Annotated in this window: 12 protein-coding genes; 4 read left to right on the top strand and 8 right to left on the bottom strand. The window is 73.8% G+C overall.

The window, feature by feature from the left end:
* Window positions 1-26: 26 nt before the first annotated feature.
* The 4 genes from ACODT5_RS42660 to ACODT5_RS42675 form a co-directional block, all read right to left on the bottom strand.
* Complete coding sequence (locus ACODT5_RS42660) at window positions 27-1,079, bottom strand: C40 family peptidase (RefSeq protein WP_422524296.1); 1,053 nt, start codon at window positions 1,077-1,079, stop codon at window positions 27-29.
* 137 nt (window positions 1,080-1,216) lie between these two features.
* On the bottom strand, window positions 1,217-1,876 hold the full coding sequence (locus ACODT5_RS42665; protein ID WP_422524297.1) for a class F sortase: 660 nt from the start codon (window positions 1,874-1,876) through the stop codon (window positions 1,217-1,219).
* A 138-nt stretch (window positions 1,877-2,014) separates the two neighbouring features.
* Window positions 2,015-2,539, bottom strand: coding sequence for a hypothetical protein (locus ACODT5_RS42670; RefSeq protein ID WP_422524298.1), 525 nt, complete (start codon window positions 2,537-2,539; stop codon window positions 2,015-2,017).
* Window positions 2,540-2,845: 306 nt separating this feature from the next.
* Window positions 2,846-3,910: a C40 family peptidase gene (locus tag ACODT5_RS42675; RefSeq protein ID WP_422524299.1), complete on the bottom strand. Its 1,065-nt coding sequence runs from the start codon at window positions 3,908-3,910 to the stop codon at window positions 2,846-2,848.
* A gap of 179 nt (window positions 3,911-4,089) precedes the next feature.
* Between ACODT5_RS42675 and pcrA the strand changes: the two genes are divergently transcribed.
* Window positions 4,090-6,618: a DNA helicase PcrA gene (gene pcrA / locus ACODT5_RS42680; protein ID WP_422524300.1), complete on the top strand. Its 2,529-nt coding sequence runs from the start codon at window positions 4,090-4,092 to the stop codon at window positions 6,616-6,618.
* A gap of 108 nt (window positions 6,619-6,726) precedes the next feature.
* Here the strand turns inward: pcrA and ACODT5_RS42685 are convergent, their stop codons facing one another.
* Both ACODT5_RS42685 and ACODT5_RS42690 read right to left on the bottom strand, forming a co-directional pair.
* Window positions 6,727-8,436 (bottom strand): M23 family metallopeptidase, encoded by a 1,710-nt coding sequence (locus ACODT5_RS42685; protein WP_422524301.1) that lies wholly within the window; start codon window positions 8,434-8,436, stop codon window positions 6,727-6,729.
* 148 nt (window positions 8,437-8,584) lie between these two features.
* A complete protein-coding gene (locus ACODT5_RS42690) occupies window positions 8,585-9,346 on the bottom strand; it encodes an esterase/lipase family protein (protein ID WP_422524302.1) in 762 nt (253 codons plus the stop codon).
* Window positions 9,347-9,520: 174 nt separating this feature from the next.
* Between ACODT5_RS42690 and ACODT5_RS42695 the strand changes: the two genes are divergently transcribed.
* A complete protein-coding gene (locus ACODT5_RS42695) occupies window positions 9,521-9,928 on the top strand; it encodes a coenzyme B12-dependent isobutyryl CoA mutase small subunit (RefSeq protein WP_422524303.1) in 408 nt (135 codons plus the stop codon).
* Between the two features lie 620 nt (window positions 9,929-10,548).
* Here ACODT5_RS42695 and ACODT5_RS42700 read toward each other — a convergent pair.
* Together ACODT5_RS42700 and ACODT5_RS42705 are read right to left on the bottom strand one after the other, a co-directional pair.
* Entirely contained in the window at window positions 10,549-12,159 is a 1,611-nt protein-coding gene (locus ACODT5_RS42700; RefSeq protein WP_422524304.1) for a DUF5691 domain-containing protein, read from the bottom strand.
* 220 nt (window positions 12,160-12,379) lie between these two features.
* Window positions 12,380-13,801: an SWIM zinc finger family protein gene (locus tag ACODT5_RS42705; protein WP_422524305.1), complete on the bottom strand. Its 1,422-nt coding sequence runs from the start codon at window positions 13,799-13,801 to the stop codon at window positions 12,380-12,382.
* A 135-nt stretch (window positions 13,802-13,936) separates the two neighbouring features.
* Here ACODT5_RS42705 and ACODT5_RS42710 point away from each other — a divergent pair, with 135 nt between their 5' ends.
* Both ACODT5_RS42710 and ACODT5_RS42715 read left to right on the top strand, forming a co-directional pair.
* Window positions 13,937-15,043 (top strand): ATP-binding protein, encoded by a 1,107-nt coding sequence (locus ACODT5_RS42710; protein WP_422524306.1) that lies wholly within the window; start codon window positions 13,937-13,939, stop codon window positions 15,041-15,043.
* A complete protein-coding gene (locus ACODT5_RS42715) occupies window positions 15,040-17,367 on the top strand; it encodes a DUF5682 family protein (protein ID WP_422524307.1) in 2,328 nt (775 codons plus the stop codon). Before ACODT5_RS42710 ends, ACODT5_RS42715 begins: the two co-directional genes overlap by 4 nt.
* Window positions 17,368-17,846 lie beyond the last annotated feature (479 nt).

Genomic DNA, 17,846 nt, shown 5'->3' on the forward strand with positions numbered 1-17,846 from the left:
CGTGCCGGTCCGACCCGGTCAGGTGGTTACGCCGGTCGGGAGGCTCCGGCCCAGGGCATCGAGTCGATCGGCGCGAGGCGGACCGTGGAGCCGGGGCGCGGGGCGTGGATCATCTGGCCGTTGCCGATGTACATGCCGACGTGCGTGACACCGGAGTAGAAGAACACCAGGTCGCCGGGGGCCAGCTGGTCGCGGGAGACCCGCTGTCCCGCGTTGATCTGCGTGTAGGTGGTGCGCGGCAGCGACACCCCGGCCGCCCGCCACGCCGCCTGGGTCAGACCGGAGCAGTCGTACGAGCCCGGGCCCGTCGCGCCCCACACGTACGGCTTGCCGATTGCCCCGTACGCGAACGCCACCGCGCGGGCCGCGCGGGAGCCGTCGGCGGGCGGCGGAGCCTGGGTGGCGGGGCCGCTCGGGGCGGGGCCGGCCGAGCGGGCTTCGTAGGCCGCCCGCTCCTCGGCCGTCAGCTTGGCCAGCAGCCGCTGCGCGGCGGTCAGCTTCTCCTCGATCTCGACCTTGTGGCCCGCGAGTTCGCGCTGCCGGTCCCGCAGTTCGGCGAGGCGCCCGGCCGCCTGGTCCTTGAGCTTCCCGACCTCGTCGAGCCCCCGCCGCACGGCGGAGATGTCGGCCGCGTTGCGGTTCCCGGCCCGGGTGATGAGGGCGGCCCGGTTCAGGTACTCCTGCGGATCGTCGGACATCGCCAGCTGTACGGCGGCGCCCAGCGTGCCGCTGCGGTACTGCGTCGCCGCCAGCGAACCGAGCGCGCTGCGGGCCGCGTTGAGCCGGTCGGTCTTGCGTGCGGTCTCGTCCCGCAGCCCGTCGAGCGCGCGCTGCGCCTCGTCGGCCTTCTCCTTCGCCCCGTTGTACTGGTCCGTCGCGGCCTCGGCCTCCTCGTAGAGCCGGTCCATCTCCGCCTTGACCTGCGAGGGCGTCGGCTGCGGATCGGCTTGGGAGGTGCCTTCGAACGCGGTGGCGGTGGCAGCGCCCGCGAGGGCGAGGGTGGCGGCGGTGGTGCGTACGGAGCTCCGTGCCGTGCCGCCGGTGAGCGGGCGCTGCCTGGGCTTTCGATGACTGGCCACGAGGGCCTCACGTCCTTCCTCCATCGGTGCTTGGGGGAGGACGCTAGACCCGAAGGTAACGGCCAGATGACGAGATGATCGAAAGTGGCCGGACGTGACCGGACTTGCCTGGTCGGGCGTCTGTCGATGGCCGTCCGCTATCCGCGGATCTCCGTCAGGCGGGCGAAGACGACCACGTTGCCGTCGTAGCCCCCCTTCTTCGAGAAGCCGCCGCCACAGGTGATCACGCGGAGTTCAGGGGCGCCCTTGGGGCCGTAGACCCGCGCCGCCGGAAAGTCGTCCTTGCCGACGACCTCGATGCCGTAGACCGTGAACACGGCGGTACGGCCGTCCTGTCGGTCCACCTCGATGTGCTGCCCCTGTCCCAGCGAGCCGAGCGTGTAGAAGACGGCCGGACCCTGCTTGTTGTCCACGTGCCCGTCGATCACCGCCGTGCCCCGGGCGCCCGGGGCGGGGGAGCCCTCGTACCAGCCGGCCAGGTTCCGGTCCTGCGGCGGCGGGGCGTCCACCCAGCCCTCGGCGTCGAGTCCGACCCGGGTGACGGGGGCGTCGACCTGTAGGGCCGGAATCCGGATCCGGGTCGGCGGGGAGGGCTTCATCGGCTGCGGGGCCGGCGGGAGGCGGCGGGCGGCCTCGTCGTGGGCCGGGTCGCTGACCAGCACGGCAGCCTGCGCGGGCTGCGGCGGACCGCCGTTCAGGTCGAGCCCGTTGGTGAGGAGAAACGTGCCGCTGAGGGCGACCACGGCAACGACGCCCCAGCCGCCGCGAGGCCTCGTACGCTCCTGGGGGCGGGGCATGATGCGTGCTCCTTCGGTGGTGCCGGAGGTTGGGGTGCCGGGGGTTCGGGTGCCGGAGGTTCGGCGGCCGGTACTGGACCGGGCCCGTCCGGTCGCCAGGGGCGGGTCGGACGGGCCCGGCGGTCAGGAGTCCGGCGGTCAGGCGCTGTCGCCCGCCCGGCGGCGCATCAGGAACACGCCGCCGCCGAGCGCACCGGCCAGCAGGGCTGAACCGGCCGCGATCTCGGTGCCGTTCAGCCCGGCGGCGCCGCCGCCGAGGCCGGCCTTGACGCCCTTGGAGGGAGTGGTCGTACCGGTGCCGGTACCGGTCGAGCTGCCCGCGACCGTGAGGGTGGTCGTGCCCTTCTCGCCCTTGCAGTCGAAGGTGACCTCGTACTGGGCACCCGGCTTGGCGTCCGCGTCCACCTTGACGGTGGCGGACTTGCCCTCGTTGAGCTCGACCGCGTCGAAGATGCCGGAGGAGACCTTCACCAGCGGTTCCTGGCACTCGGTGGCGTTCAGCGTGACGGTGCCGCCCGGGGCCACGGTGGCGGGGGAGACGGTGAAGCCGAAGGACGTGACGTTGGGCGTGGTCCCGCCGTCGTTGGCCGACGCCATCGGCGCGGCGAGCGCGAAGGCGGCGGTGGACAGCAGGGCTACGGACGCGACACGTATGGAGCGCATGGTGAATCCTCCGGGTCCCCGAGGCGCAGCCGCGAACAATTTGTCCGCAAAAGGCAGGAAATGCCCCTCGATGTGCTAGACGCTAGGTCCGGTTGGCGGAACCTGCGAATCGAACGGCACGAACGGACCAACGGCGGGAGTGAGTTGGCGGGCGCCGCGCCAACTCCTCTGATACGGACGGTGAGCGGCACGCCGGACGGCCCGACGCGTGGTGGCGCTGAGTGACGGACACGCCGAGGGGGCGGCCGCCGGACGCCGATGGACGTCAACGGACGCCGATGGACTGATCCGTGGCCTCCGGCGCGTTCACCCCGGCCGGACGCTCCCGTAGATCGGCTGGTAGTAGACCGAGTCCTCGCGCACGGACGTCCCCGGCCGCGGGGCGTGGATCATGCGGCCGCCGCCGATGTAGATCCCGACGTGGCTGATGTCCGCGTAGAAGAAGACCAGGTCCCCCGGGCGCAGATCCTTGGTGGCGATCCGCGGGGCCGCCTTCACCTGGTCCCAGGTGGTGCGCGGCAGTGTGATCCCCGCGGACCGCCAGGCGGCCTGGGTCAGGCCGGAGCAGTCGTACGAGCGCGGGCCGGTCGCGCCCCAGACGTACGGTTTTCCCAGCTGGGCCCGGGCGAAGGCCACCGCCTTGGCCCCCGACGCCGACGCGGCGGCGTCAACGGGCAGCGGTCCCGAGGCGGCGGGAGCCCGGGGGGCCAGGGCCCGCGCCCGCTCCGCCGCGGTGAGCCGCGCCAGCAGGGTGTTCGCCTCCGCGAGCCGGGTCTGCACCTCCTGCTTGCGTCCGCGCAGCTCCTCCTGCGCCCGCTCCAGTTCCGCGACGACCACGGCCGCCTCCCGGCGCTTGCCCGCCGTCTCCGCCCTGGCCCGGGTGTACTGGGTGAGCAGCGCGTCCTCGCGGCCGCCGAGCCGGTTCAGCAGGTGCGTCTGAGCGAAGAAGGCCTGCGGATCGTCGCTGAGCAGCAGGGTCGCGGTCCCGCCGAGGCCGCCCGCGCCGCGGTACCGGTCGGCGGCATAGCTGCCGAGCAGCCGCCGGGCCTCGTTCAGCTTCTGCGTGGTGCCGGCGATCTGGTCCATGAGCGCCGACAGCAGGGCCCGCTGCTCCGCGGTCCGCCCGGCCGCAGCGTCGTAGGCCTGGGTGGCCGTGCCCGCCTGCCGGTGCAGCTCGTCCACGCGGGTCCGTACCGCCTCCACCGAGGGGCGGGGCGCCGGCACCGCCGCGGCCTGGTGGGGGAGGAGCAGGCCTAAGGAGGACAGGGCCGCGGTCGTGACGACCGCGGCGGGGGCGTTCGGATGTCTTCGGGTGCGCGGCTTGCGGTGGTGGGGGGAGGGGTGGGACGAGGGGAATCCGTACGTGTACACGGGCCGGCACCTCCTTCCGGTTGGCGGAGCACGCTAGCGGTGGAGGGAGCGACTCGGAAGGGGGCGGGAGGGGGCGGGAAGGGTCCGCAGGGCATATGCCGCCGAATTTTCCGTGGGGGGACCGGGATTTTCCGGGGGCGGGACCGGCTGTCGGTCCCGCCCTCTAAACTCGGAAGGCGATGAGCAGCCTCTTTGACGACAGTTTCCTGGCCGACCTCTCCCCCTCCGAAGAGGTCCCCCCGCCGCCCGAAGACCACGCCGCCCCGGAGACGGGCGCGGACGATCTCTTCGGGGGCCGGTTCGACGCGCCCATGCACGGGGACGCGTACTACCGGGACGGTGCCCCCAGGCCCGTCATCGACCCGGCGGCGCTCCTGGAGGGGCTGAACACGGAGCAGCGCGCCGCCGTGGTGCACGCGGGTTCCCCGCTGCTCATCGTGGCCGGCGCCGGCTCCGGCAAGACGCGCGTGCTGACGCACCGCATCGGCCACCTGCTGGGCGCGCGCGGGGTCCACCCCGGCCAGATCCTGGCGATCACCTTCACCAACAAGGCCGCCGGTGAGATGAAGGAGCGCGTCGAGGGCCTGGTCGGCCCGCGCGCGAACGCCATGTGGGTCTCCACCTTCCACAGCGCGTGCGTGCGCATCCTGCGCCGCGAGTCGAAGCGGCTCGGTTTCACCTCGTCGTTCTCGATCTACGACGCGTCCGACTCGAAGCGCCTGATGGCGCTCGTCTGCCGCGACCTGGACCTGGACCCGAAGAAGTTCCCGCCGAAGGCCTTCAGCGCCAAGATCTCGAACCTGAAGAACGAGCTCATCGACGCGGACGCCTTCGCCGGGCAGGCCGCGGACGGCTTCGAGAAGACCCTCGCCCAGGCGTACGCCATGTACCAGGGGCGCCTTGGCGAGGCCAACGCGCTCGACTTCGACGACATCATCATGACCACGGTCCACCTGCTCCAGGCCTTCCCGGACGTCGCGGAGCACTACCGGCGCCGCTTCCGGCACGTGCTGGTCGACGAGTACCAGGACACCAACCACGCCCAGTACACGCTGGTGCGCGAGCTGGTCGGCACCGGCTACCCGGACCTGCCGCCCGCCGAGCTGTGCGTCGTGGGCGACGCCGACCAGTCGATCTACGCCTTCCGCGGCGCGACCATCCGCAACATCCTCCAGTTCGAAGAGGACTACGCGGACGCGACCACGATCCTGCTCGAGCAGAACTACCGCTCCACGCAGACGATCCTGTCCGCCGCCAACGCGGTCATCGAGCGCAACGAGAACCGCCGCGCGAAGAACCTGTGGACCGAGGCCGGCAGCGGCGCCGTCATCACCGGCTACGTCGCGGACACCGAGCACGACGAGGCGCAGTTCATCGCCGACGAGATCGACCGGCTGACGGACGCGGGCGACGCGAAGGCCGGCGACGTCGCGATCTTCTACCGGACCAACGCGCAGTCCCGCGTGTTCGAGGAGATCTTCATCCGCGTCGGACTGCCCTACAAGGTCGTCGGCGGCGTCCGGTTCTACGAGCGCAAGGAGGTCCGCGACGTCCTCGCGTACCTGCGCGTCCTCTCGAACCCCGAGGACAACGTCCCGCTCCGGCGCATCCTGAACGTGCCCAAGCGCGGTATCGGCGAGCGCGCCGAGGCGATGATCGACGCGCTCTCCATGCGCGAGAAGATCACCTTCCCGCAGGCGCTGCGCCGGGTCGACGAGGCCTTCGGCATGGCCGCCCGCTCGACCAACGCCGTGAAGCGCTTCAACGTGCTGATGGAAGAGCTCCGTACGATCGTCGACTCGGGCGCCGGCCCGGCCGTGGTCCTGGAAGCGGTCCTGGAGCGTACGGGGTACCTCGCCGAGCTCCAGGCCTCGACCGACCCGCAGGACGAGACGCGCATCGAGAACCTCCAGGAACTCGCCGCCGTGGCACTCGAGTTCGAGCAGGCCAGGGAAGCCGCGGCGGCCGAGGCCGCCGAGAACGGCGCCCCGCCGGTGGGCCCCGGCACCCTCGCGGAGTTCCTGGAGCAGGTCGCGCTGGTCGCCGACTCCGACCAGATCCCGGACGAGGACACCGACGGCAACGGGGTCATCACCCTGATGACCCTGCACACCGCCAAGGGCCTCGAGTTCCCGGTGGTCTTCCTGACCGGCATGGAGGACGGGGTCTTCCCGCACATGCGCGCGCTGGGCCAGACCAAGGAACTGGAGGAGGAGCGCCGCCTCGCCTACGTCGGCATCACGCGGGCGCGCGAGCGGCTGTACCTGACCCGCTCGAGCATGCGCAGCGCGTGGGGCACGCCCTCCTACAACCCGCCGTCTCGGTTCCTGGAAGAGATCCCGGCCGAGTACCTGCAGTGGAAGCGGACGGGCGCGGCACAGAAGCCGGCGGGCCCCATGCGGAGCTCGGGCTCGGGGTACGGGTCTTCGGGCTCGGGCGGGTCGAAGGCCTCGTTCGGCACCTCGCCGGAGGCCTTCCTGTCCTCGTCGCGGACGAAGTCGGGCCCGTCGGGGTTCGCCACGCGGCGGGCCTCCGACAAGCCGGTCATCGCGCTGGTGGTCGGGGACCGGGTCACGCACGACCAGTTCGGTCTGGGCACGGTCATGGAGGTCAGGGGAGCGGGCGCGGACGCGCAGGCCACCATCGACTTCGGGGACGAGAAGCCGAAGCGGCTGCTGCTGCGGTACGCGCCGGTGCAGAAGCTCTGACGGGCGGGGCCCGCCGAAGGTGGGGCGGCCCGCCGAACGCGGAAGGGCAGCCGAACGCGGAAGGGCCCGCCCCCCGAGGGGCGGGCCCTTCCGCGTTCGTGCTCGGTCCTAGTTCGGGTTCAGGCCCTTGGCGCGCAGCCACGACTGCGGGTCGACCGGGGAGCCGCCGCCCGGGCGTACCTCGAAGTGCAGGTGCGGGCCGGTGGAGTTGCCGGAGTTGCCCGAGTACGCGATCACGTCGCCGGCCTTGACCTTGCCGGAGCGGATCTTGGCGCTGCTGAGGTGGCAGTACCAGGTCTCGGTGCCGTCGGGCGCGGTGAGTATCACCATGTTGCCGTAGGCGGGGTTCCACTGGCTGCGCACGGTGCCGTCGGTGGCGGCCATGACCGAAGACCCGTAGGACACCGGGAAGTCGATGCCGGTGTGCACGGACATCCAGTTGACGCCCGCCTGGCCGAAGCCGGCGCTGAGGCCGTGCCGCGCGACGGGGAGGGCGAACTTGGGGCGGGCCGCTTCCTTGGCCGCCGCCTCCTCCGCCTTCTGCTTCTTCTCCTCGTCCTGGCGAATGCGCAGGTCGATGCGTTCCTGGGTGCGGCTCGCGCGGTCCGCGAAGTCGCCGGCGTCGGCGCTGAGGGCGGCGAGCTGCGTGTCGAGCTTGCTGTTCGCCGCGACCGGCTTGATCGACGCCGGGTCGGGGGCGGCCAGGGTGGTGATCTCCTCGGACGGCTTCTCCGTACCGGTGAGCCCGCCCACGGAGGCGGCGGCGACACCCGCGACACCCATCACGCAGGCCGAGGGAACGGCCACGGTCAGCAGCGCGGAACGCTTGGCCGGAGTGCGACGGCGGTTGTTGCCGCCGGCCTTGGCGGTACTCGCCTTGGCGACGGGCTTCGAGCCGGGCTTGGAGCCGGGCTTGGAGCCGGCGCGGCGCGAGGGGCGCGGCTCGGCGGGCGCGGCCGGGGTGACGGGCATGGCCTGGGTGGGGAGATCGTGCACCTTGGCGTCCGCGTCCGGGTCGGCATCCATGCCGTCGGCGTCGGCGTCGGCGGGGAGGAACTCGAAGACGGCGGTCTCGGTGTAGGCCATGTCGGCCTCGGCCACGACCTCGGGGGAGGTGGCGGCGTAGACCTCGTACCCGTAGTCGTAGGTGTACTGCTGCTCGTGGGCCTGGGCCTGGGCCTGGGCGTGGGCCTGGCCGTGGGCCTGCTCCTGCGCCTGCAACTGCTCCGGGACTTGCTGGTGGTGCTGCTGCTCGTAACCGCCGTACCCGTAGGTCTGCTCGGAGGCCGTGGTCCAGGCGGTGGCGTCGTAGGCGCCGGTCTCGGTCCCGTAGCCGGGGGCCGACCAGTGGCCGGTCTGCTCGGCGGAGGTCTCGTAGCCGAAGGCGGTGGACTGGTAGTCCATGGAGACGCCGCCCTGGGTGGGGACGGTCGAGAGGTAGCCGTCGTAGTCGGCGTATCCGTCGACGGACGGCTGCGCGTAGCCGTTCTGGGGGGCGGCCCATGCCGTGGTGTCGTACGAACCGGTGTCGTAGGAACCGTAGGTGGCGCCGTAGTTGTAGCCCTGGCCCTGCGTTTCATAGGACGCATACGCTGAATCGCCAGCGAAAGTGGTGGTGGAAAGGCCGTCATACCCAAAATCGGGGTACTGGCCCGACGAGGGGCGGTCGTTCACCAACTTCTCTTTCGCCTCGGCAGCGGGGGGCCTGGGTGGCCGAGGAATGTGGGGTCCTCGGAGGAGAGCAGTGGCGTGACTGTACCCGGCGGTTACACGCAACGACAATCTTCGGAGGCTTTTGTGCTCGGCGGAACCGGGCATTCGGCCGCCTTTCGGTCGGCTGCAGACCCACCCTTGGCCTTGAGTTCGAAAAATGTTCGACTGGGGGTCGGTTTTCGCTCCCACTGTCGAGGCCGACTCGAAGCGGAATTGGGCGCGGACTCGGCGCGGGCTCGGCGCGGCCGGACGGTCAGGCGACGGAAGCGGCGCCGGGGTGGGGGAGCGCGATCGGCCTGGGTCCGTCGAGCGAGCGCCGGACCGCCGCTATGACGGTGGGGTGCGCGGGCAGGGCGAGATGTCCGATGCCGGTGACCTGCACGTTTTCCGCGATCAGGTCCGGGTGTTCGATACGGGCCGTCCCGGGCGGGTCCATCAGCTCGTCGAACTCGCTCCAGAACGCCACGCACCGGGTCCGGCAACCGGGCGCGGGCGCGCGCAGTTCGGTGAGCACCTCGGAATCCGGGCGCATCTGCCGGATTAGGGGGTGCGCGTCCATGAAGGGCGCCACGCGGGTGCCGGAATGCGGGGTGCCGAGCGTGACGAGCGTGCGGACGCGTGCGTCGCCGCCGAGGCGCTGGACGTAGTACCGCCCGACCAGCCCGCCCAGACTGTGCCCCACCAGGTCCACGCGGTCCTGCCCCGTGCGCTCGCACAGCTCCTCGACGCGTCGGCCGAGATGCCGGGCGGTGGCGCGCAGGTCGCGGGTGAAGGGGGAGTAGTTGTACGCCTCCACCTGCCGCCGGCCGCCGGCCCCGAGGGCGCGGCGCAGCAGGACGAAGACGGAGCGGTTGTCGGTGAACCCGTGGAGCAGTACCACCGGCGGGCGCTCGTGGGTGGCGGCGGCGGGTCGCTCCGGCAGTACCCCGGTCGGATACAGCAGGATGTGCCCGCCGAGCACGATGACTTCCAGTACGCCCGCCCGCAGCGCGGCCCCGGACATGGTCAGCCCCATGGACGGCCCCCCTAGCGTCTTGGGACCGGGGCGTCCGACCGCCCCGTGCCGTGCGGCTGTCGGCGCGGAGCGGTGGTACGCCATCCCACGTGTGATTTCCCCCTCGTGGTTGACCGCGAAACGGGGGTGTGCGCGATGCTGTACTTAACGTTCGTTCACTCGGGAGGCAGTGCGATGGGTGTGACCGGTCCGATCCGTGTGGTGGTGGCCAAGCCGGGCCTCGACGGCCACGACCGAGGCGCCAAGGTGATCGCGCGGGCCCTGCGGGACGCGGGCATGGAGGTCATCTACACGGGCCTCCACCAGACCCCCGAACAGATCGTCGACACGGCGATCCAGGAGGACGCCGACGCGATCGGTCTGTCGATCCTGTCGGGCGCGCACAACACGCTGTTCGCGCGCGTGCTGGAACTCCTCGCGGAGCGCGATGCGGCAGACATCAAGGTGTTCGGTGGCGGCATCATCCCGGAGGCGGACATCGCTCCGCTGAAGGAGAAGGGCGTGGCCGAGATCTTCACTCCGGGCGCGACGACCACGGCGATCGTCGAGTGGGTTCGGGCGCACGTGCGTCAGCCGGCGTAGCCCGCGCGGTGCGGCGCCGCTGCCGGGGACCAGTCCCCGGACCCCTGCGCCTCAAACGCCGGCGGGGCTGGGTTGTGCCGGGGCGCGGTGGCTGCGGGTGGGGGTCGGTGCCGGGGTCGGGGTGGGGTGTCGGCCTGGACTGCATGATTTAGGCGCCCTGTGTTCGGCTTTGAGAGTGGCGGCCTTCTTGTGCGCCACAAATCACGCTTTACGTCCAGGCCGACACCCCACCCCGCCCCCGTCCCCGCCCCGCCGAGCCTCCGACCCCGCCCGGGGGAAACGTCCGACCCCGGCCAGGGGGAACATCTGACCCCGACCGGGGGAAACGTCCGACCCCGACCGGGGGAACGTCCAGTCCCGGCCGGGGGTCCGAGCGTTCCCCCCCACGGCCGGGGGTTCGAGTGTTCCGTACCCCCGGGGGGGGCGAGTGTTTCGTCCCGGCCGGGGTTTGTCTTTTTAGCCGTCCGGCGTTTGAGGACTGGGGTCTGGGGCGGAGCCCCAGGTTCTTTCAGCCTGTCCGGCGTTTGAGGACCGGGTCAGGGCTGGCCCTGGGAACGGTGGAAGGGTGGGTAGGGGACTTCGCCCCGCAGGGCCGATCCGGCTGCGGTACGCGTGGGGGGTCAGTGGGGCGGGGTCAGTTCCGCGTGCAACGCGGCCCGCAGCCGCAGGGTGGCGACCAGGCGTTGGAAGGCTTCCGACCAGTACGCCGCCGCACCCCCCTCCTCCACCGGCTCCGCCGCCACCGCATCGAGCCGCCCCGCCTCCGCAGGATCAAGGCACCGCTCCGCCAGCCCCATCACCCCGCTGAAGCTCCACGGGTAGCCGCCCGCCTCCCGCGCGGAGTCCAGCGCCTCGATCACCGCCCGGCCCAGCGCCCCCGCCCACGGCACCACGCACACCCCGAGCAGTTGGAACGCCTCCGACAGCCCGTGCGCACGTATGAACTCCGCTACCCACGCCGCCCGTTCCTCCGCCCCGAGGATCGACAGGAGCTTCGCCCGTTCTGCCAGCGACGCCGTCGCAGGGCCCGCCGCGGGCGGTGCGGAGGCCGAGCCGAGCAGGGCCTGGGACCAGGCGGGGTCGCCCTGCCGGACCGCGGCCCGGCACCAGGCCGCGTGCAGTTCCTCCGCCCAGCCCTCGGCCACCGGCAGCGCCACGATCTCCGCCGGGCCGAGCCCCCCGAACCGGTCCCGCCAGCACGACAGCGGCGCGGACTCCACCAACTGGCCGAGCCACCAGGCCCGTTCCCCGCGTCCGGCCGGTGGCCGCTTGACCACGCCGTCGCGCAGCATCCCCGCGTCGCACTCGGCGGGCGGCGTCACCCCCTCCGGGCCGACGCAGGCCAGCGCCCGCTCGGCCATCCGCCCGGCCAGCGCCGAGGTCGGCAGCGCCGACAGCAGCTCGGCGGCCGTCGCCCGGACATTGCGGCTGCGGTCGCCCAGTGCCGCCTCCAGGAACGGCTCGTCACCCGCCGACAGCCCCACCCGCAAGGAGTCGAGGAACATCAGCCGGTCCTCGGCCCGCTCGGTGCTCCACGTGGTTTCCAGCAGTCGAGGCCCGGCGGCCGCCTCGTGGGCCCGTACGAGGCCGAGCAGTGCGACCCGTTCCGCGAACAGCCCCTCCTGCCACAGCCGCTCCACCCCCACCGCGTCCTGCACGTCGGGCAGTTCGCCGGCGCCCCCGGAACCCCCGCGCAGTGCGAACCGCCAGTCCGGATTGAGCCGGGCCAGCCACAGCCCGCGCGGCCCGGCCAGGGCCAGGGCCTGCGGCCGGAGGTCGCTGCGGGCCCGCGCGACGTCCAGCAGCGCGGGCACGAGCGGGGCCGGCGCCCGGTATCCGTGCTGTCCGGCGGCGGCCAGCCACTGCGGCAGCAGCTCCGTCAGGTCCGGGGCGGCCCCCCGCCGCCCGCTGCCGCTGCCCGCACCGGCCCGGCCCGCCAGCAGCTGCGCGAGCCGCCGCCGGGCCGGCTCCGGAGGCTCCGGGCGCGGGTCGCGCGGCGCGGGCTCGGGCAGCGGACCCGCCTCGGCGGGTCTGAGCCCGGCCCGGCGCCGCAGCGTCTGCACGGCCGCTGTCCTGAGCAGGGCTTCGGGGCTGCCCCGGCGCCGCTCGGTGCCCAGCAGTGCGGCGCCCACCAGCTCGTCCCAGTTCTCGTCCTCGTAGGCCGTGTCCGTGGGCCCGCTTGCGGCTCTGCCCGTCGCGCTGTTCGTCGCTGTTTCCGTGGTCGTGTTCACCGGATGCCCTCCCTCTTCCCTCGTGTGCCGTGTGCGGGTGGCGGGGCCGCCCCGGTCCCGCCCCCTCCGCGGGACCGGAGCAGCCCGGTCTGTTTCCCCTGTGGCGCACACGGCCGTGACTACGGCCTCAACTGGCGTGGTTGTCGTCCACGAAAGCCCCCCGGCTCACTCGTTTCGAATACGTCGGCGCCCCCGCGCCGCCGCCTTCCCCTGCGCCCGCTCAGCCCAGCACCACCGGCTCCGAGGAGCCCGGCTGCCAGGCCGTCAGCGGGGTGAATCCGCGGTGTCCGCACTCGCCGAACACCGTCACCGGGCCGCCCCCCGAAAGCGCGGCCAGCTGCCACAGCCCGGTCCCGGGCCGGCTCCCGGGCCCGGTCAGGGGCACGGGCAGGGCGGACGTCCCCTCCGCGTCCGCCAATTGCCATGAGGTTGTGCCCTGTTGCTCCCCCTGTCTTCCTCCCTGTTGTCCCCCCGGTATCGGAACCACCGGTCCGAGCACCACCGGCCAGGACTCCAGCCAGGGGTCCTCGCGCAGCGCCGCGCCGTACGCCTCGAGTGCCGCGCCCGTGCTCACGCCGGTCGGCGCGGTCCGGGACGGTGCGGCCGGCGCGAACCTCTCCCCGAGGTCCGCGCGCAGCCCGGCGGAGCCGGGCCGGAAGCGGGCTTCCGCCTCCAGCACCAGACCGACGGGCAGCGCCAGCCCCGGCGGTCGCCCGGGCGGGCCGAAGTCCAGGACCAGGGCCGGCCGCCCGCTCGCCAGCCCGCGCAGCCATATCCGGCGGGTGGTGAGACGGCCGTCCGGTGACGCCGTGTCGTACTGGGCCAGCACGAGCCAGTGGTCCCGTACGGCCTCGCCTTCCGTCTGGGGCTGCAGTCCCAGACGGCTGCGGACCGTCGCGGCCAGCGGCTGCGGCAGTGCGGAAACCCCGAGCCAGGCCCGGTCCAGCAGGTGCAGCAGCGCGGCCTCCTCCAGCATCCGGGCGGGCCAGCCGGTGCCGCAACTGGGTATCGTCCCCAACTCCCGCACCCGCGCGGCCAGGCCGGGTGCCTGGGCGTCGACCATGCGGGCGGCGGTCTCCTCCCAGGCCGCGTATCCCGCCTGCTCCTGACCGGCGAGGCCGCCGCGCACCAGGTCCGCGAGCCGCTGCTCCAGCTCGGTGACGCCCGCGCCGATCCGGGCCGCCCGCCGCTCGGCCCGCTTGCGGGCCCCTTCGGCGTCGGCCGGCCCGGCCCGGCCGGAACCGTCGGTGGGGCGCGCGGCCTTCGCCGCCCGCTCCGTGAGCCACTCGTCCGCCCAGTCCGGAGCCTCGGCCGAGGCTCCGGACGCGGTGCCGGACGCGGTGTCGGCCGGTGTGTCGAGCCCCTCCTCGGCCCAGAGCAGCAGCAGGCCCAGCGCGTGCTTGCACGGGAACTTCCGGCTCGGGCAGGAGCACTTGTACGCAGGCCCGGACAGGTCGACGACCGTCCGGTACGGCTTGCTGCCGCTGCCCTTGCACAACCCCCACACCGCACCGGAAGCGGAACCTCCGGTCTGTGACCACGGCCCCGCGCCGCCGAGTCTGGCCCCCGCCTTGCGTGAGGCGTCGTCAGGAGCCAGAGCCAGTACCTGTTCCGCTGTCCAGCGAACCCCCTGCTCAGTCATGTGTTCCACCGTAGAGACCCCCACTGACAATCGCTCTGACCTGCAACGACGCATCTCCCGGGGGTCGTTGTCAGTGGTCGGGTGCATCGTGGTTCCAGCAGTCGTCGAGCGGCTGCGGAGCATTGGAGGGGGACCATGGCCACGACCGGGAACGAGACCACCGCAGAGGCGCTGCGACCGCACGCCGAAGACGCCTTCGCGCACGAACTGAAAGCCCTGGCGGCCGCAGATGACCGGCCCCGCCCGGCCCGCTGGAAACTCTCCCCGTGGGCCGTGGCGACGTACCTGCAGGGCGGCACGCTCGGCGACGGCACCGTCATCACGCCCAAGTACGTGGGCCCGCGCCGGATCGTCGAAGTCGCCGTCACCACCCTCGCCACCGACCGTGCGCTGCTGCTCCTCGGCGTGCCCGGCACCGCCAAGACCTGGGTGTCCGAGCACCTCGCCGCCGCCGTCAGCGGAGACTCCACGCTCCTCGTCCAGGGCACCGCGGGCACCCCGGAGGAGGCCATCCGCTACGGCTGGAACTACGCCCGCCTCCTCGCCCACGGCCCGAGCCGCGAAGCGCTCGTACCGAGCCCGGTCATGCGGGCCATGGCCGAGGGCATGACCGCCCGAGTCGAGGAGCTCACCCGGATCCCCGCCGACGTCCAGGACACCCTCATCACCGTCCTGTCCGAGAAGACGCTCCCGATACCGGAGCTCGGCCAGGAGGTGCAGGCCGTGCGCGGCTTCAACCTCATCGCCACCGCCAACGACCGCGACCGCGGGGTCAACGAGCTCTCCAGCGCGCTGCGCAGGCGCTTCAACACCGTCGTCCTGCCGCTGCCCGCCACCGCCGACGCCGAGGTCGACATCGTCGCCCGCCGCGTCGACCAGATGGGCCGCGCCCTCGACCTGCCCGCGGCCCCGGAGGGCCTGGAGGAGATCCGCCGCGTCGTCACCGTCTTCCGCGAGCTGCGCGGCGGAGTCACCGACGACGGGCGCACGAAGATCAAGTCGCCCAGCGGCACCCTGTCCACCGCCGAGGCCATCTCGGTGGTCACGGGCGGCCTCGCCCTGGCGGCCCACTTCGGGGACGGCGTCCTGCGCCCCTCCGACGTGGCCGCGGGGATCCTCGGAGCCGTCGTCCGGGACCCGGCCGCCGACCAGGTCGTCTGGCAGGAGTACCTGGAGGCCGTGGTCCGCGAGCGCGACGGCTGGAAGGACTTCTACCGGGCCTGCAGGGAGGTGACGGCATGAGCCCGGGTACGGCCGGCAAGGACGCCACCGGCCCGCTGCTGCTGGGCGTACGGCACCACGGGCCCGGCTCGGCCCGGGCGGTGCGCGCAGCCTTGGACGCGGCGCAGCCGGCGGCGGTGCTGATCGAGGGACCGCCGGAGGGGGACGCGTTGCTCCCGCTCGCTGCGGACCCGGGGATGCGGCCGCCCGTCGCCCTGCTCGCGCACGCGGCCGACGACCCGGGGCGGGCCGCCTTCTGGCCGCTGGCCGGCTTCTCCCCGGAATGGGCGGCCATCCGGTGGGCGCAGGAGCGGGACGTGCCGGTCCGGTTCATCGACCTGCCGGCCGCGCACTCGCTGGCCGTGGGGGAGGGGGCGGGGGATCAGGAGGGCGAGGCGGACCGGGAGGGCGGGGCGGACGGAGCGGCGCCCGGATCCGTACGGCTGGACCCGCTCGCCGTGCTGGCCGCGACCGCCGGGTACGAGGACCCCGAGCGGTGGTGGGAGGACGTCGTCGAGCACCGCGGCGGGACCGGACCGGCCGCCGACCCGCTGGGCGTGTTCGAGGCGCTCGGGGAGGCCATGGGCGCCCTGCGCGAGGAGTACGGGGCGGGCGGCCACCACCGGGACCTGGTGCGCGAGGCGTACATGCGGCAGCGGATGCGGGCCGCGCGCCGGGAGTTCGGCGACGCCTACGCCGTGGTCTGCGGGGCCTGGCACGTCCCGGCACTGCGGGCCAGGACCACCGCGGCCGCGGACAAGGCGCTCCTCACGGGGCTGCCCAAGGTCAAGGTGGAGACCACCTGGGTGCCCTGGACCCACCGGCGCCTCGCCCGGGCCGGAGGGTACGGCGCGGGCATCACCTCGCCCGGCTGGTACGCGCACCTCTTCGCGGCCCGGGACCGGCCCGTCGAGCGCTGGCTGACCAAGGTCGCGGGCCTGCTCCGCGAGGAGGACCGGCAGGTGTCCCCGGCCCACGTCATCGAAGCCGTCCGGCTCGCGGACACCCTGGCCGCGATGCGGGGCCGGCCGGTGCCGGGGCTGACGGAGACCCTGGAAGCGGTCCGGGCGGTGATGTGCGACGGCTCCGACATACCGCTCGCGCTGATCGAGGACCGGCTCGTCGTCGGGGACGTGCTCGGCGAAGTCCCCGACGCGGCGCCCGTCGTACCGCTCCAGCGGGACCTGACCCGGCAGCAGCGCTCGCTGCGACTCAAGCCCGAGGCGCAGGACCGGGAGCTGGAGCTCGACCTGCGCAAGGACACCGACGCGGCCAAGTCCCTGCTGCTGCACCGGCTGCGGCTGCTGGGCGTCGACTGGGGCGTCCCGACGGCCTCCCGGGGGAGCACGGGCACCTTCCGCGAGACCTGGCGCCTGCGCTGGGAGCCCGAGCTCGCGGTGCGGGTGGCCGAAGCCGGCATCTGGGGGACCACCGTCCTCGGGGCGGCCACCGCCAGGGCCGAGGCCGACGCGGCGGGCGCCGGGGAGCTGGGCGAGGTCACCGCCCTGGCGGAGCGGTGCCTGCTGGCCGGGCTCTCCGGGGCACTGCCCGCCGTACTGCGGGCCCTCGCCGACCGGGCGGCGCTGGACACCGATGTGGCGGGCCTGGCCAAGGCGCTGCCCGCGCTGGCCCGTTCGCTGCGGTACGGGGACGTGCGCGGCACCGACGCGGCGGCGCTGGGGACGGTGGCGGCCGGGCTCGCGGAGCGGATATGCGTGGCGCTGCCGCCCGCCTGCGCGGCCGGGCTGGACGCCGACGCGGCGGAGGAGCTGCGGGGGCACGTGGACGGCGTGCACGGTGCGATCGGGCTGCTGGAGGCACTGGACACCGACGGACTGCGGGAGCGCTGGGCGGCGGTGCTGCGGACGCTGGCCGCGCGGGACACCGTTCCCGGGCTGATACGCGGGCGGGCGGCGCGGCTGCTGCTCGACGACGGGCGGCTGCCGCCCGAGGAGACCGCGCGGCTGATGGGGCTCTCGCTGTCCCCGGCGTGCGCGCCGGCCGACGCGGCGGGCTGGATCGAGGGGTTCGCGGGCGGGGGCTCGGGCGGCGGCACGCTGCTGCTGCACGACGAGCGGCTGCTGGCGCTGATCGACGGCTGGCTGGTGTCGGTGCCGGAGCGGGCGTTCATCGACGTGCTGCCGCTGCTGCGGAGGACCTTCGGGGGGTACGAGGCGGGGGTGCGGCGGAGCCTGGGGGAGCTGGTCCGGCGGGGGCCGGGTCGGGGGCCGGCCGGGGCGAGTGCCGGGGTGGCGCCGGTCGGCTTCGGTCCGGAGCTGGATCCCGTCCGGGCGGATGCGGTGGTGGACCTGGTCCGGCTGCTGCTGGCGGGGGCGCCGGGGTGAGGGGCCCTGGCGGGGCCGCGGCGGTCGGGGGTGGCCCGGGCCCGGCGCGGGCGGGCTGCGGTGTGCCGCTGCGCGGGTCGGAGTCCCCTACCCACCCTTCCCCCGTTCCCCGGGCTCCGCCCGGACCCCCGCCACGCGCGGCGCCGCACCCGGGGGCCGGCCCCCGGACCCCTGCGCCTCAAACGCCGGCGGGGCTGGGTGTAGCCGTGGTGGGTGTGCCCGTGTGGCGGCGTTCCCGGGGGCCGGCCCCCGGATCCGTGCGTCTCAGACGCCGGCGGGGCTGGGTGTAGCCGTGGTGGATGTGCCCGTGCGGCGCCGCACCTGGGGGCCAGCCCTCGGCCCCTGTGCCTCAGTCGCCGGCGGGGCTGGGTGTAGCCGTGGTGGGTGTGCCCGTGCGGCGGCGTTCCCGGGGGCCGGCCCCCGGACCCCCGCTCCTCAAACGCCGGAGGGGCTGGATTTTGCCTGGCGTCAGCCTGTAC

The organism is Streptomyces tatrensis, from assembly GCF_049310065.1.
Taxonomy (GTDB): Bacteria; Actinomycetota; Actinomycetes; order Streptomycetales; family Streptomycetaceae; genus Streptomyces.